Genomic DNA, 15,888 nt, shown 5'->3' on the forward strand with positions numbered 1-15,888 from the left:
CACGCGATACATCAATGAGACCAAGACCGCCATTCTTTTGCATATTAAGATAAAAATCTCGTACGCGATACATCGCCTGAAGATCATCCAAAATACACTCATTAAGAAAAGGGTCTTTTGTGACTGAAGCATTCTCCCAATTGATCGAATGCTCATAATTAAAACTTCCCCCGAAGCGAATAAAGATAAAAAATATCGGAATGAATAAAAACAGCCCCACGCCTACCGCCCGCCGATTCAACCATTTCGGCAAAGGTATCGTTTCCGTACGCAGCAGACGACGAAGCAGAAAATAGGAAGCCACAGTCAAAACAACGGCTGCCAAAAGGCGCATCGGCAGCGCATACGATTCAACTAACATCGAGAAGATTGTCTGCGTATCATCGTGCAGCCCTTGCACGATCTCCCTGCCAAACGTCGCATGAAAAACCTCATAATACGGAAACCGCGCCTGAAAGAGCACGGCAAGAAGCGCACTCCCCGCCGTTCCGAGCCAAAGCCGCAAACGAGCAAGCCGCAGCTTCGGCAGAACTAGTTCCGGCAAAGAGCAGAAAACAAAACCAAGAAGCGCGATCGCCCCCGCTGATTTCAGACTGAGACGAAACCCCAGCCAAAGCGCCAGAAACACCTCCCCCATCGAAGTGGTCGGCGCTATCGATTCCGACATATATACCATGAAATATACACGATAAAAACATATAATAAGGAGAAGGAATAGAAAAACCTTCAAATCCTTCTGCAGATTCGCAAAAAACCGTTCAAGCCGCAATGCCAGGCCTCCTCGTATGGTGAATGCAGTCGAAAACTGTCATCTCAAAGTATATCACAAGAACCCCTGTCAAAAAAGGGACTTCCGAGGTCTGCTGCAAACAACACTCAAAAAACTGCCCTCGTTCTGATAAACACGTTTCGAAGTCATACCACCACCCCCATGCCCATTGAAATATTCATGATTCTTAGTTATACTTAACAGAGCAAGTTAACGAAATTCAGCATTAAGCCAACAATCGAAAGGATGTCCATCCATATGAAATTTCTCATTGTCAGTCCACGTCAAACCAGTGGAGGAGCTATTGTTCTTCATATCCTATGCAAACTATTGATGGATCACGGCCATGATGCAAAAATTTTTTATACCGCATTTGACAGAAAATATCCTATATCCTATGCCACGTTTTTATTCGATCATATTTGCTTCTTACGGCATGATATTCCTCGACGACTCAAAGCACAATTATTTCCCAAGGCGAAGTTCACCAAAAAACCTCGCTACAACGGCTACGCGTACTTTCCAGTAAAAGGCTGCCAGCAAAAGTATCTTCCAACAATTGATGACGAAACCATTGTAATCTATCCTGAAATCGTCTATGGAAACCCTTTATGTGCCAAGAAAACCATTTACTGGCTTTTATTTTTCAATCCCTACAAGGGTGACGCTAACGCTTACGCAAAGGATGCTCTCATTTTTACTTATCATGAACTGTTTAATGACGAGACATTAAACCCTTTTGGACGCAAATTATATCTACAAGCTCTAGACGAAGACATGTGGAAACAGACAAATTTTGGAGAGCGTTCCGGCTGCTGCTACATCGTGCACAAAGGACATGACCGCGCAGACTTGCCCAAGCAGTTTGACGGACCCGTCATCGACAAACTTTCCAAACATGAGATTGCAGAAATCCTCAATCAGAAAAAATATTGCTATTGTTACGATATGTACACTTCCTACAGTCTCATCGCCGCCATGTGCGGCTGCATCCCGATCGTCATGCTTGAAGAAGGAAAAACACGCACCGATTGCATTGGAAAAGAAGAAGAAGGCTACGGCATTGCTTGGGGCAATACACCAGAGGCGATTGAATACGCCTTAGCTACACGCGAAAAGATGTTTGAGCGAATCCATAAGATGCACAAGGAAAACGATGATGCCGTTGATTCTTTCCTTGTCGAATGCAAGAGATATTTCTATCCCGAGCAAGATATTTGACAACAGAGGAGGGTTCCCCTTCATGGAAATCAATCTGAACAATGTACGATTATTGGTTGAAAGTACTCCTGGCATGGGTGACCTGATTATGCTGACGCCTGCCTTACGTGAACTGAAAAACCAATTTCCCGAATGTGAAATCACCATCATGTCACATCCAGGAAATTTAAAAATGGTGGATCGTCTACCCTACGTCTCTCGTGTTTGTCCCATTGATAAATCTGTCACAGGAATCCTAAAAACGGCTCGACTACTGCACCAACAAGATATCATCGTCTTCACCACATGGCAATCGCTATACGCTCGTATGCTGAAGTTTCTGAGAGTCTCCTTTTGTGCAGGCGTATGCAAAGAAAAATACCTCAAGCGGAAATATTTTCATCTCGTCTTACCTCATTTAGACTCTTATGGTACACAGTATCGCCCCCAATCCATTGCCAATCAGTTAGAGCAAGCTTTAGGCATGCAATTGTCCATAGACGCACATTACGATGTATCTACTCCAACAGAAGAAGAGTGGCATTCCGTAAAAACGAAGCTTCATCAGTTAGGGCGATCCTTGAACGAGGAGAAACCATATATTGTATTTGCCCCAGTAGGCAGAACCGCTCAATCAATTCCTCCATCCTTAGTCACGGCAGCAATTGAACATCTTCAAAAAAACTATCCTTATGAGATTGTCTTATCCCACGATCATCCGTTGTCATATCTACAATCATTAAAGCAACAAGAAGGAACGAACAACATATATGATTTAAGCGGCTGTCTCTCCTTACGTGAACTCATAGCCTTGTTGGATCGTGCTCAATTAGTCATTGCTACAGATAGCGGTCCCATGCATATAGCATGTGCAAGGAAAACGCCGACCATCGCGCTCTTTACGACAGATGTACCTTCACGATGGGCGGGCCCTTTTTGTCATCCCATCAGCATGCACATGACATGCAGTTCAACCTGCAACTCGGAAAAATCGAAAACCTGTTTAAAGATGGGCTGTTTAAACGGCATCACCGTTGACATGATTCATAATGCAATAGATGAGATTCTTTTTTCGTCCCAAAAAGAGGTTACGCCATGAGAATCCTACTCCTAGCCCCCCCCTACTTCCACATCCCCAAGGAGTACAAAAAGCCTTACAAAAACTCGGATACAACGTACTTCTCTTTACTTGCAATGAGTTTTATTCGGATTGCAAGTATTTACAAAGGAAGCTTTATAAATTAGGTTATACTTCACTGAAACACCAGTATGAAGAAGCGCAATGCAAACGTTTGAGAATTTGCTATGAAGATTTCAATCCAGATTTATTACTCGCTCTCAGCGGACTTTATATCGATAACTTGCTATTAGATTACCTAACCAGTCTAAAAATTCCAAGATTTTTATGGCTTTGGGATGGAATAGAAAGATTTCCAGGTTTAGAAAGACTCATTCCACATTTTTCTCATATCTTTTGTTTCGAAAAAGCAGATGTCCTTTATATCCAAGAGAAATATTCACGTCCCACCTCTTATTGCCCCTTAGGATATGATGAAGATGCTTTCTCCTTTATCAAAACAAAAAAAGATATAGATATTTGCTTTATCGGCAATCCTAACCCCCAACGAGTATTATTACTTGATAAAGTGGGAGAATATTGTCACCAAGAGAATTTAAAACTCTTTGTTGCTGGATTGTGGTATGATAAAAAATATTTTTGGAAAAAATTTCAATACTCTCACAAGCATCCCTACTTATTCCCCTACTTAATCAATCATTATATTAACAATATAGTAGTTGCCAAAATCTATCGGCACAGTAAAATCTGCTTAAACTTAGGTGAAATAGAACATGTTTGCTTAAATCCACGAACATTCGAGATTCTAGCAACAGGCTCTTTCCAATTGACAGATCATATCTACAAAAAAGGCATCGATGACGGCATATTGCGAGCAGATTCTATGATCTCTTTTCTCAACGAATATGATCTCATAGAAAAAATAAAATATTACTTAAGTCATGAAAAATTACGCCAAGAAATCGCTCAAAAAGGATATAAAGATGCCATTCCCCACACCTCGATCCGTTCTTTCGTCCAAAGCAGAATCTGTCCTGAGATGGATAATTTTTAAAGTTGAAGTCATATTAACGAAAATAAGCATTACCAGATTGATCCACTATGATTACGCAAAGGAAATTTTCCCAGCACCTTAATATTTCCTACATTCATCCAGTAAGCTTTCCCATTCATCCCAAATTACGGAGGCTTCATACTGGCGCATTGATTCCCTTGCTGCCACCCCCATCCTCACCCGCAAATCTTGATTTTCCATAAGTATTTTCATACTGTGTACCATACCATCTACACCATCTTCAGCAAGAAATCCAGTGATGCCATCTTGAATCAGTTCATTCACAGCGACACAGTTCTTATAGCCAACCACCGGCAGTCCCATGCTCATTCCTTCGGCCAAGGTCAAACCGAAACCCTCGTATGCACTGGGAAAAACGAATAAATCCCCCTTTTGCAAAACAGAAGCAACATCATGCGTCGTACCCTTCAAAAAAACTCGCTGCTCCAACCCCGCACGCTGAATCAACGCTTCCAGATTTTTTTGATACGACTTCTTCGCACCACCGCCCCAGATTTCCACAATCCAATCGGGGAAATCATCGGCAAGCTTGGCAAAAGCTTCAATCAGCAAATGCGGCCTCTTATGATTCTTCACCAGACGTCCGATGAAAACGATCTTGTATTGTTCTTTTTCACATCCTAAATCTGCTTCTTCTTCATACTGCGGAACCACATTGCCGATGGCCACCGTCTTCATATTGGGAAAACGTTTCTTTATTGCTTCCACGAAGGACGGCAGCAAGACTTGACATGCTGCACTCTTGCCCAAAGCTGGGATTTCTTCCTGCGGGTATGTATGGAAGATATCCTCTGGGTCGCCATGCGACATGGTAATTACAGGAATCTTAGTTTCCAAATCACAAAGAAACACCTTACTGGCAGCTGTTTGCCAAGTAACAATAATATCGGGCATACATCTTTCCAAAACACATTTCGTCGGAACAAGCAGATACTTTTTAACAAACTCATTGTTCACAGCACGCCCTCTTCGCGTACTAAACGCGCGAACAATCTCTCGCTTAACTTTCAAACACGTCGGAAAAACGACATCCGTGTCTTCGTAATGCTGCAAGTTGTATAATTCAACGCCATCGTCGACTGGAAAGAATGGCTTACCCACCTTGTCATCGAAAAATACCATTGCCACATCATGACCGCGTCGCTTCATTTCATTTGCAAAGCTGCAATGCACCTTCGCTACGCCGCCAGTGTCACCCACCATCTTAGAAAAATTCGCCAACAAGAGCCTCATGAGATTGCCCGCCTCATTTCTTTCTCCAACATCACAAACCTCTTCCACCGGCTGCCCAAATGATTCTCTAAAACTCCAATGCCCACTCGTTCGAGCATCATATCACGTCATCTTTTTCCACAAGTACTTTAATTTCGACTCCTACCTTGACCAATTTCAGCAACTCGAAAATGTTTTCCAGTCTTTCCTTGGAATGACGTATCCTACAGTTGCCAAAAAGCGTCTTTGGTAACCTCGTCTTTAATTTCTATGAGATGCATCTCCGACCCTCGATGATGACAAAAGCGGGGCCTTGCCTAAACATCAATATATAGCGTTGGTTGATCAGCGACAAGGGTTCTGGTTTTACTCCAACCACCCCAGCACCCGCTCCACCACTTCAAGCAAGCTCCCGTCCTCATACCGCACGCCCCGCACACCTGCCCTTTTCGCACATTCCATGTCGCTTTCGCTATCGCCAATGAGGACGGCACGCGTCCGGTCTATGTCGTACTTTGCACAGGCCGCATCGATCATGCCCGTGGCGGGCTTTCGGCAGTTGCAGGCTTTCGTGTACTCGGGAATCTTGCCGTCAATATGGTGCGGGCAATAGAAGAGGGCGTCCAAGTGTGCGCCCTCTTTTTTCAGTTCTTCATTCATCCAGTCATGTAGGCGGCGGACGTCCTCTTCCGGGTAGTAGCCGCGCGCCACGCCCGATTGGTTCGTGACGACGACAGTGAGGATGCCGCACTCGTTGAGGCGGCGGATGGCGGCGCGAGCATCGGGCGTCCAGATGAAATCCTCAGGACGATGCAAGTAATGAATATCGACATTCAGCGTACCGTCGCGGTCGAAGAATACAGCGGGGGCACCCTTACTCGGCATAGCAGAAGTAGCCTCCGTCCTCAAGGAAGTCGACGTATTCCTTGACAGCAGTGCGGAAGGCGTGGAAGCCTCCGTCGTAGCCAGCCTTTAGGAGCTTCTTCGGATCGGCTTCAGTGAAGCTCTGATACTTGCCTTTGAGCACTTCGGGGAAATCGCGGTAGCCGATATATCCCTTGCCCAAGGCAGCGATGACGGCATCGGCGGCTTCGTTGTAGGTATGTGCCTTGCCCGTGCCGCAGTTGTAGATACCAGACGGCCCCTTGTTTTCCCAGAACCAGAAGTTGACCTTGACGACATCCTTAACGTAAATAAAGTCACGTCGCTGCTCGCCATCGTCGAAGCCGTCCGTGCCGCGAAACAGTCGCGCTTCGCCCGTTTCCTTGAGCTGGCGGTAGAGTTGGTAGAAGATTGATGCCATCTTACCCTTGTGCTGCTCCTGCGGGCCGAAGACGTTGAAGTAGCGCAGACCGACGATTTGACTGCGGCTCTCGCGCATGACCTGTCGCACATAACGGTCGAAAGCGAGCTTGCTGTAGGCGTAGGGATTCAGAGCGTCTTCCGCCGCGTCATTCTCAGTGAAGCCGTGACGGCCTGCGCCGTACGTCGAGGCAGACGAGGCGTAGAGGAACGGCACGCGGTGCAGCAGGCAGAAGTGCAGCAGCGTCTTCGAGTATTCGTAGTTGACCTTCATCATGTAGTTGACGTCGTACTCCATCGTATCGGAGCAGGCGCCTTCGTGAAATACGGCATCGATGTCACTGCCGCCGAATTCGTCATCTTCGATGCTCTCTAAAAAGTCGTCCTTGTGACGGTAGTCGATGAAGTGAAGTCCGCGCAGGTTCTTGTAGTTCTCCCCATCTTTGAGGTCATCGACGATGAGGATGTCGTTCCTTCCCTTGCGATTGAGTTCCTTGACGATATTGCTGCCGATGAACCCGGCACCGCCTGTGACGATGATCATGAAGATCCCCTCTCTCTTTTCATGTAAGGCGCGTACAGAATGCGCCTGCCAAACTCATGCTTCTTCGCGCGGCAGTTCCCTCAGCTCTTCCTTCAGTTCCTCACGACTCACGGCGTAGGTGCCAAGCTTTCTTACGACGACGCTTGCCGCGAGGTTGGCAAGGAAGGCAGCGTCCCTGCCCTTAAGTCCGCCCGCAAGGCCTGCGGCAAGGACGGCGATGACCGTATCGCCCGCGCCCGATACATCGAAGACTTCCTGCGCCCGCGTCGGAATATGAACCTCTTCACCCTCGCGCACGAGCGTCACGCCGTTTTCTGAACGCGTCGCGAGTACATTCTTGATTCGATACTTGCGCATGATGTAATGGGCGGCCTTGAGCACCTCGGCATCCGTATTCTTGATGGGGTCGATAAGGATCTCGTTGATTTCCTTGACGTTCGGTGTGATGTAGTCGGCGCCGCGGTACTTCGTCCAGTTCGCGCCCTTGGGGTCGATGATGACAGGCACGCCGTGCGCGTGCGCCGCTTCGATGATCGCCGTCGTCGTGACCTCGCTGCACGTTCCCTTCGCATAGTCGGAAACGACGATGGCGTCGATACTCTCAGCGAGCTTGCAGCGCACGAAGGCGAGGAATTTGTCGATGTAGATCTTTTCGAGCGGCTCCGTGCTCTCGAAATCGAGCCGCATCATTTGCTGATGGCCGCCGATGATGCGCATCTTCGTCGTCGTCGGGCGGTTTGTCGGTACGAGTCCCGCATGGTCGATGCCGTTTTCTACAAGCTTTTCCTTCAAGGAGCGGCAATGGTAGTCCTCGCCGACAAAGCCCGCGAGAAGCGTGTCGCAGCCGAGGAGCGCGAGGTTGTGCGCAACGTTTGCCGCGCCGCCGAGCGTCTCCTTCTGGCGCGTGATGTGGTTGATCGGCACGGGCGCTTCGGGCGAGATGCGTGTGACTTCGCCGTAGTAATATTTGTCGAGCATAACGTCGCCTGTGACGAGAATCTTGCAGCGAGAAAGGCGCTCCTCGACGAGGGTAAGCATTTTTTCGATGTCCATAGAAAGCTCCCTTCCAACGAGATGATTTCTCTTATAATTCTACAACCTTGCAGCGATATTGTCCATCGTGCGCGGGGATATGGCCGACTTTATTTTCATACTCGTGCAGAAGTTCCTCCGCATAGCGCAGCACTTCCTTGACGGGGATGTTCTTCATGCACGCCATATTTTCTGCCCCCGCTCTCGGACATTCGTGCTTGCCGCACGGATGGCAGGCTTCGGGCGTCTTCAAGAGAATGTCCTTGGCGTCGTAGGGGTAAAACCCTGGCACGGGGCTTGCGCCGAACATCGTGACGATGGGCACGTTCATCGCGACGCCGACGTGCATGGGGCCGGAATCCGTCGTAATGAAGAGCGCACACTTCTTGAGGAGCGCTGCAAGTTCTGCGAGCGTGACGCGCCCCGTGAAGGTCTGCAGCATCGCATGATCGCCATGGCGCATCTTGGCACGGCAGGCGCGGACGAGTTCTTCATCCATCGGGCCTCCGAAGAAGGCGACTCCATAACCCTTTTCCAGAAAGTAATCGGCGGTTTGCGCAAAATAATCGTCAATCCAGCGCTTCGTCTTCCAACTCGCACCGATGTTCAAGGCGATAACCTTCGCTCCCACAGAAAAGGCGTCCTGCCAGAGCTTCGCAGCGCTTTCTGTCGCGCCTTCGGGCAGCCACATCTCTAAGCCGCCATCGTCGATACGCTCGATGCCGACGGCTTCTTGCAGCACATCGAAGTGGGAATGGATCTGGTGCTTGACCGCTTTCTTGTTTTCCATAACCTTGTCAAAGAAGGCGGAAAAGATGGGCTTTGCGTAGCCGACGATGCGCCCTGCGCCCGAGAAGGCCGCGAGCGCCGAAGCGCGCTCGTTGCGGTGCAGGTTGATGACGAGGTCGAAATGCTCGCGGCGAACGCGGCGGATAAAGCGCAAAAAAGCGAGCGGATGATTATCCGCTCCCTTCTTGTCGAGCAAAAGACAGCCGTCGATATGCTTGTTGCAGACGACGAGATCGGCGAGCTTCTTGTCTGCGAGAAGCGTGATGCGCGCCTTCGGGAAGTTCGTCCGAAGCGTTCGGAGAACGGGCGTCACGAGCATGAGGTCGCCGATGTGCATGAGGTTGATGACGAGGATGTTGTCGTAGTTTTTCTGCTGCATAGAATGCTTCCTTATGATGACTGGCGGCAGACAAAAAACTCCTTTTCGTCTGCCATTACTGTTTTCACCGTGCCAGAACCTCCTGAATCTTCCCCTTTACTTCCTCGACAGAGAGGATCGCGAGGCAGTCGAGTCCCTTGGGACATCTCCTCTTCCAGCACGCCTTGCAGGAGCGCGGGATCTCCATGGCGTTTTCCTGCTGTCCGTAAGGGCCATTGCGGTTAGCGTCGGTCGGGCCCATGAGCATGACCGTCTTCGTGCCGAGTCCTGCGGCGAGGTGGACAGGGCCAGTATCACCGCCGAGGACGAGGTCGGCACGCTTGAAGATGTGCGCGAGTTTCTTGAGGCTCGTGTGCCCGACGAGGTTGACGGGCGGCACTTCGGTGAGCGCCTCGATGTCACGCACGAGGCTTTCGTCGAGGCGACCGCCGCCGACGAGTACGGGGATGAGTTTCTCGCTGTAGAGCCAATCGGCGAGAACGGCGAAATACTTGACGGGCCAGCGTTTATTCGGCCAGTTCGCGCCGATGGCGAGAACGGCGAAGCGGTTGTCTTCATGCACGCCCTCGGCGGCAAGCAGAGCGTCCGCCGAAGCGGCTTCCGCAGAGGAGACGGCAACGGGAAAACGCACCTCATCAACGCGGCAGCCAAGGGCGCGCGCGACGTCGAGGTAGCGCTCGACGATGTGCCCCGAGGCGTGTGCCCCCTTGATAGGGTGGCTCACATAGGCAGAGCCTTCGCGCATGTTCGCCGTGCCAAGACGCAGTTTCGCACCCGATTGTGCGACAATTGCCGCCGACTTGAAAAGTCCCTGCAGGTCGAGCGCCGCATCGTACTTTCTCGCGCGAAGCTCATGGCGGAAGGGCCGGAACTCTTCGAGGAAGCCGCGCACGGTGCGAAAACGCTTCTTTTCAAAGAGGATGATGTTGTCAATGAAGGGATTGCCCTCCAGAATGCCGTAAGCCGTCGGCTCGACGACCCACGTCAGATGTGCGTCCGGAAACGTCTCCTTGACAGCATAGGAGACGGGAAGCGCATGGATGACGTCGCCGATGGCGCTGAGTTTGACGACGAGGATGTTTTTCATGCAGCTTCCCGCCTTTCTCCTGCAAGCCTGTTTCTATCTCTGATGAATCTTCTCGATGATCTTCGTCGTCGAGCGTCCGGGCACGAGGTCGATGAAATGCACCTCACCGCCGTATTTTTCAACAATCTTCGCCTCAGGCAAAGTCTCGCGCGTGTAGTCGCCGCCCTTGGCGTAAACAGCAGGACGCACCTTCTCTATGAGCATTTCCGCCGTCGGCTCGTCGAAGAGCACGACGTAGTCGACGGCGACGAGCGCACCCACGACTGCCGCACGATCAAGCTCCGTGTTGACAGGGCGCGTCTCGCCCTTCAATCGGCGCACGGAGGCGTCGGTATTAAGTCCGAGCACGAGGCAGTCGCCCAAGGCACGCGCCGCCTCCAAATAACGCACATGACCTGCATGCAGGATGTCGAAGCAGCCGTTCGTGAAGACGACGCGCTGCCCCGCTTCGCGCAGCGTTGCGCAGAAGTCCTCGATCCTTTCCTTCGGTATCAGCATGTGAATCCCCCCAAGATTTCAGACGGAAAGCTCCCGCACCTTCCTCATAAGTTCCGCTGCACTGACCGTCGCCGTGCCGAACTTCCGCACGGCGATACCTGAGGCGATGTTCGACAGCTGCGCCGCCGCGAGCGGCAAGGCGCCGCCCGCGAGCGCGAGGATAAACGCCGCGACGCACGTATCACCCGCGCCTGAGACATCGTAAACTTCGCTCTTGTCCGACACAGGAATCTCATGCCTTGCACCATCGGCAAGAAAGAGCATCATGCCCTTTTCGCCGCGCGTGATGAGCGCCCCTTTCGCACCGAGTTCGGCGATGAGCTCGCGTGCCGCCTCTTCGAGCGCATCTTTCGTATCGAATTGACGCTCGAAGGCGGCGGCAAGCTCTGCGTCGTTCTGTTTCACATAGTCGACGCCCGAGAAAGATCGCACGCTGTAGCGCGAATCAACGATCGTCGGGACGCCGCGCCCGCGGCAGGCAACGAGAAGCCGCTCGCGAATTCCCTGCGTGATCGTACCCGAGCCGTAGTCGCTCAAGACGACGGCATCGACGTGCGCCAACGCCTGCAAGAGCCGCTCTTCCAACTCCTCTGCCAGTGCAGAGGAAAGCGGCTCACGGCTCTCCTTGTCGATGCGCACGATCTGCTGGCTGACCGTTGCCCTGCCGCCCGCGATGACGCGCGTCTTAGAAATCGTCGGTCGTTCAGAAGTAGTCAGAAGTCCCGCCGTATCGACACCCGCATGAGAGAGCACCGAAGAAATTCCCGCACCGCCCGCATCTTCGCCCAAGATGCCGAAGGTGCATACCGCGCCGCCCAAAGTCGCAGCGTTGTGCGCGACATTCGCCGCACCGCCAGCGACGACACGCTCGCCCATCTCCTCCAAGACGAGCACGGGCGCCTCCCTTGATATGCGCGAAATGCGCCCGTCGATGTAGATGTCGGCGACCATATCGCCGAGAATCAAGACGCGTGTGCCCCTCAGGCATTCTGCCGCCGCTACCAGATCTTTTGCCGATGCTGCCATTCCCACACTCCTCTGCTCACCACGGCGTGAAGTTCAACCGGATGCTCCAACTGTCGCGCTTCGCACGGTAGCGCGTGACGAGCTGCACACAATGCATATCATGATACCAATAATAGTCGACGTCACCCAACGTGTGTCGGTCGATGTCATACGCCGTACCACAGACGAAACGGTCGCGCTCCGTCAGCTGATAGCTGAATCCTGCATAGAGCGCACGATGGTAATCCGCCACATCGTAGTAGAAGAGAGAATTCCCTGCATAGATCTGTGCGTAACTGTACTTTCCATAGGCCGCCAACCGGTCGTTGAACTTCTTCACGAGCGTAGCCGACCAACTGAACCCCGAGATCTTCGATCGATCGTACGATTCCTTCGTCACGGAATAATCCGCCGCAAACGAAAGCGCCGCCCCGTTCCCCAAGGGAATCGGATCGTGGTAGACACCGATCTTTCCATAGGTGTGCGTACTCTTGATCCCGTCGTTGTACCAGCGTCCGTGGTCTGCTTCGATGCCCCAGCCGATCGGCGCATCCTTGAAATGGTAGCCAAACTCGTAATGCAGGCTTGGCTCACGGCGAATCCACCTGTCATCGTTGTCCTGCCAATAGCCATACTGCAGGCTCAGCGTCCCATAGCGCCCACCATAGCGAAGTTCCGCCCTGCCATGCACGCCTTCCTTCGTCGATACCAAAAGCGTCGGGATGAAGTCTAGACGATTCGCCACAGGAAACGCGAAATCCTGCTCGATAATGAGCCCGTCCGACTTCGTGTACCTCACCGAAGGGAAGGGCGGCGCCTCCTCGTGCCCGGGACGGAGGTCTGCCGTATACTTGTCGCGATGACCGACACGCGTCTTCTTGAGCCAAAGATCGCTGTTGTAGAAGACGATCTTATCGTTCGGATAAATCTCAATGCGCTCGGCACTCACGCTGTAGTCTGGCGTCTTCGCATGACATTTCGTCGCGCGACCCTCGTGGATGATGACCTTGTCGGGATAGACCTCGATGCGCTTGCCTGAGACGTACTGATGGTTAACCTTTCCCGAAGCATCCTCGATCTTGCCGATGCCCGTGCCGTAGTTGTAGGAGAGCTTCCAGCCACGAACATCCACTTGCGCCATGTCCGGCGTCACCTGCAGTATGTGCGCCTCGTTCTCGACGACCACGTCCTGCGTGAGAGCGTTTCCCTTGATCTCATCGGAAAGCACGCGGCGATTGTCGATCTCCGTGACCTTCACGCTGCCTCGCGCGAAGAATTCGCCCGTCACCTGATCATAAAACAGCTCGTCGCCCTCGAAAGCCGTGGGCAAAGGCTTCAGGTGGGCTTCCATGGGCTGGCGCAGATGTGCCTGCATCGCTGCCGTATCTCGGACGAGCTGTTCCTGCGCTTCCGACAAGCGATTCTCCCTTGCCGCACGCCGCTCGTTTTCGATGTAGTCGAGGACATCCGCCGCCGTATCTGTCGACGAATGGTACTCCGCAAACGCCACCGAAGGCAGACAGGACGTCGCAAAAACTGCGGCCAAAAAGGCGCTCTTTCGAGGAAAATCGCGCCGAACCATCATCTTCATGAAATTTCCTCTCACTTTTCCGTCGTCGGTATCGCATAGAGGACGGTCTCATCCTGCGTCTGGATGAAGAGCTCCGTCCCTTCCGGCAATTCGATATTCTTCCCCTTGACGAACGCGCCACCGATGATGCCAATCGGCCCTAAGAGCAGCATACCCGCAACACTCGCGCCGGCAGCCATGGCATAGCTCTTCATCTCCTGCTTCGATTCCTCGCCGACGAACGTCTTTACCTCAGTGCCGTCCATCGCCTTCGTCGTATGGAAGTCTACATCGATCTCCGCATCGCGGCCGAAGTTGCGCGCCTGCGTGACCTTTTTCACTGTGCCCACGCCTGGCTGCCCCTTGGCGAATACGAGCATACCACCCTGCACGACATCCTCCGCGACCTTGTAGCGGATGGTATCTCCCGCCTTGAGGTTCTTCGCATTGACCTCCTGCGTCAAGGCGATCTTGATCACAGTGTTCTTCGGCACGGTCACCTGCTCAAGCGGCACGCTGTAGCCTCCGAAAGCCGCCGTTCCGAGATCCTGGATGCGCTTCTTGTAAGTGCCTGCGCTCGTCTTTCCTGCGACCGCCATCTCCATCTCCGTCACGCGCTTATCCACCGCCTTGGGGCTGACCTCGTGCATGAGTCCCCATTCGACGGCATTGAGCTGCGTCAAGAGGCCGGGCCCTGTCGTGTTGTCGTAGATGTCATCGTAGACGATATTGACGCGGTCGAGCATGGATCCTTTGTTGTGTTTGCCGAGATAGTCCTTCTCCAAATGATTGATGCGGTCGAGGAACGCGCCCGTCTGCTCCGCGCCCCACGTCTCCGTCTCAACGGCAGCAAGCTTTCCCTGCACCGTCTCCTCTGCGGCGCTCGCCATGCCGACTTGTGTCACAAAAAGCGCGGCGCAAAGAGTCGTGCTCATGATTTTTTTCAAGAACATGGAAGTTCCTCCTTTATGACAAACATAGTTTTCCCTACGAAATAGAATTTCTCTTATGCCTTATTCTGCAAACAGCGGGGAAATCCTCCCTTAAAAGTCCACTAAACTCGGATAAGCGCGTATCCCTCCGTCGAAAGACGATCGACACATTCCCTTGCATTTTCCCACCTGATATGCTATCTTAAGAGTCGCGAAGATGATATCCTCAGGGAATCGTACTTCGCTGTATTTACCGTGCAGGCGCGAGCGACGCCCGCCCTGCTTCACGCCCTGCCACAAATGAATACCGCAGCGGTAAACATCTGCTTAGATCCCTCGGGACTGAGACAGCAAGGTTTCGCACAAGATTACAGCGCACACGGTACATAGCCGTGACGGTTCTGCATGCATTTCGGCCTTTCTGTCTTTTGGCAGGAAGGCTTTTTTGATGGGAGGAATCCATTTGCAAAACATCGGCCGCTTCATCGTCAAGAACATGGTCTGGCTCGTCGTTCTCGTCGGCGCGGCGGGTGCGGTCTTTCCTGCGTCGCTCTCTTGGATTGCGCCGCAGGTGCCGCTTCTCCTTGGGATCGTCATGTTCGGCATGGGCATGACGATCGAGCTCAAAGACTTTCGCCATCTGGTGTGTCACCCGTGGGATGTGGGCATCGGCGTACTCGCACAGTTTACCATCATGCCGCTCGTCGCCTATCTCCTTACCCAAGCGTTTTCCCTGTCGCCCGATCTTGCCGTCGGCGTAATTCTCGTCGGCACCTGCCCAGGAGGCACAGCGTCAAACGTCATCACCTACCTTGCCAAAGGCGACGTAGCCCTGTCGGTCACCATGACTATGGCGACGACGCTTCTCGCCCCCTTCATCACACCGTTTCTGACTCTCCTTTTAGCGGGTGAAGAGATCGCTGTCAATGCTCCCGCAATGATGCTTTCCATCGCCGAAATGGTGCTCCTGCCCGTCCTCCTGGGCGCGGCACTCAACCATTTCTTCCGCCGTCGTGTCGCGTACGCGCTGACGGTTCTGCCGCTCATCTCCGCCCTGCTCGTCGCCCTCTTGGTCGGCGTTGTCGTCTCCATGAGCGCACCGCGCCTCACCGAAGTCGGGGCACTCGTCGCCCTCGCCGTCGTCCTGCACAACGGATTCGGGCTCGTACTCGGCTACGCACTCGCCGGGCTGCTTGGACTTTCTGCAGCGAAACGACGCGCCATCGGCATCGAAGTCGGCATGCAGAACTCTGGCATGGCGGCATCGCTCGCGCTCCTCTACTTCAATCCCGCCGCCGCGATTCCCGCGGCGCTCTTCAGCGTCTGGCACAACATCTCCGGCTCGCTTGCAGCGAACTGGTTCACGCGCCATGATGCCGACGAAAGCGAGATTTCCGCCGATGTTTCCCTCTGATA

The 15,888-nt window shown here is 52.6% G+C and carries 14 protein-coding genes; 4 read left to right on the plus strand and 10 right to left on the minus strand.

Going from position 1 to position 15,888, the window contains the following annotated elements:
- The first annotated feature begins 1,027 nt into the window (after positions 1 to 1,027).
- Genes QZ177_RS05950 through QZ177_RS05960 form a run of 3 tightly spaced genes read left to right on the plus strand, consistent with a single transcriptional unit; the run spans position 1,028 to position 4,101 of the window.
- The gene (locus QZ177_RS05950) at positions 1,028 to 1,990 is read left to right on the plus strand and encodes a hypothetical protein (protein WP_294176004.1); all 963 of its coding nucleotides are present in this window, start codon (positions 1,028 to 1,030) and stop codon (positions 1,988 to 1,990) included.
- A gap of 22 nt (positions 1,991 to 2,012) precedes the next feature.
- On the plus strand, positions 2,013 to 3,068 hold the full coding sequence (locus QZ177_RS05955) for a glycosyltransferase family 9 protein (protein WP_294176005.1): 1,056 nt from the start codon (positions 2,013 to 2,015) through the stop codon (positions 3,066 to 3,068).
- On the plus strand, positions 3,028 to 4,101 hold the full coding sequence (locus tag QZ177_RS05960; RefSeq protein ID WP_294176006.1) for a glycosyltransferase: 1,074 nt from the start codon (positions 3,028 to 3,030) through the stop codon (positions 4,099 to 4,101). The genes QZ177_RS05955 and QZ177_RS05960 overlap by 41 nt, the downstream gene beginning before the upstream one ends.
- Positions 4,102 to 4,179: 78 nt before the next feature.
- Here the strand turns inward: QZ177_RS05960 and QZ177_RS05965 are convergent, their stop codons facing one another.
- The 10 genes from QZ177_RS05965 to QZ177_RS06010 form a co-directional block, all read right to left on the minus strand.
- On the minus strand, positions 4,180 to 5,355 hold the full coding sequence (locus QZ177_RS05965) for a glycosyltransferase (RefSeq protein WP_294176008.1): 1,176 nt from the start codon (positions 5,353 to 5,355) through the stop codon (positions 4,180 to 4,182).
- 345 nt (positions 5,356 to 5,700) lie between these two features.
- Entirely contained in the window at positions 5,701 to 6,219 is a 519-nt protein-coding gene (locus QZ177_RS05970) for an HAD family hydrolase (protein WP_294176010.1), read from the minus strand.
- Positions 6,209 to 7,180 carry an ADP-glyceromanno-heptose 6-epimerase gene (gene rfaD / locus QZ177_RS05975; RefSeq protein ID WP_294176012.1) on the minus strand — a complete coding sequence of 324 codons (972 nt, stop codon included), beginning with the start codon at positions 7,178 to 7,180 and terminating at the stop codon, positions 6,209 to 6,211. Before rfaD ends, QZ177_RS05970 begins: the two co-directional genes overlap by 11 nt.
- 54 nt (positions 7,181 to 7,234) lie before the next feature.
- A complete protein-coding gene (gene rfaE1, locus QZ177_RS05980; protein WP_294176013.1) occupies positions 7,235 to 8,233 on the minus strand; it encodes a D-glycero-beta-D-manno-heptose-7-phosphate kinase in 999 nt (332 codons plus the stop codon).
- A gap of 31 nt (positions 8,234 to 8,264) precedes the next feature.
- A complete protein-coding gene (locus tag QZ177_RS05985) occupies positions 8,265 to 9,380 on the minus strand; it encodes a glycosyltransferase family 9 protein (RefSeq protein WP_294176015.1) in 1,116 nt (371 codons plus the stop codon).
- A gap of 64 nt (positions 9,381 to 9,444) precedes the next feature.
- On the minus strand, positions 9,445 to 10,467 hold the full coding sequence (locus QZ177_RS05990) for a glycosyltransferase family 9 protein (RefSeq protein WP_294176016.1): 1,023 nt from the start codon (positions 10,465 to 10,467) through the stop codon (positions 9,445 to 9,447).
- 33 nt (positions 10,468 to 10,500) lie between these two features.
- Positions 10,501 to 10,965 (minus strand): D-glycero-beta-D-manno-heptose 1-phosphate adenylyltransferase, encoded by a 465-nt coding sequence (rfaE2, locus tag QZ177_RS05995; protein ID WP_294176017.1) that lies wholly within the window; start codon positions 10,963 to 10,965, stop codon positions 10,501 to 10,503.
- An 18-nt stretch (positions 10,966 to 10,983) separates the two neighbouring features.
- Positions 10,984 to 11,991 carry a PfkB family carbohydrate kinase gene (locus tag QZ177_RS06000; RefSeq protein WP_294176020.1) on the minus strand — a complete coding sequence of 336 codons (1,008 nt, stop codon included), beginning with the start codon at positions 11,989 to 11,991 and terminating at the stop codon, positions 10,984 to 10,986.
- Positions 11,992 to 12,007: 16 nt separating this feature from the next.
- The gene (locus tag QZ177_RS06005) at positions 12,008 to 13,561 is read right to left on the minus strand and encodes a Tat pathway protein (protein WP_294176021.1); all 1,554 of its coding nucleotides are present in this window, start codon (positions 13,559 to 13,561) and stop codon (positions 12,008 to 12,010) included.
- An 11-nt stretch (positions 13,562 to 13,572) separates the two neighbouring features.
- Entirely contained in the window at positions 13,573 to 14,493 is a 921-nt protein-coding gene (locus tag QZ177_RS06010) for a hypothetical protein (protein WP_294176023.1), read from the minus strand.
- A gap of 427 nt (positions 14,494 to 14,920) precedes the next feature.
- Between QZ177_RS06010 and QZ177_RS06015 the strand changes: the two genes are divergently transcribed.
- Positions 14,921 to 15,886, plus strand: coding sequence for a bile acid:sodium symporter family protein (locus QZ177_RS06015; protein ID WP_294176146.1), 966 nt, complete (start codon positions 14,921 to 14,923; stop codon positions 15,884 to 15,886).
- Positions 15,887 to 15,888 lie beyond the last annotated feature (2 nt).

Source organism: uncultured Selenomonas sp. (assembly GCA_905372355.1).
Taxonomy (GTDB): Bacteria; Bacillota; Negativicutes; order Selenomonadales; family Selenomonadaceae; genus Selenomonas.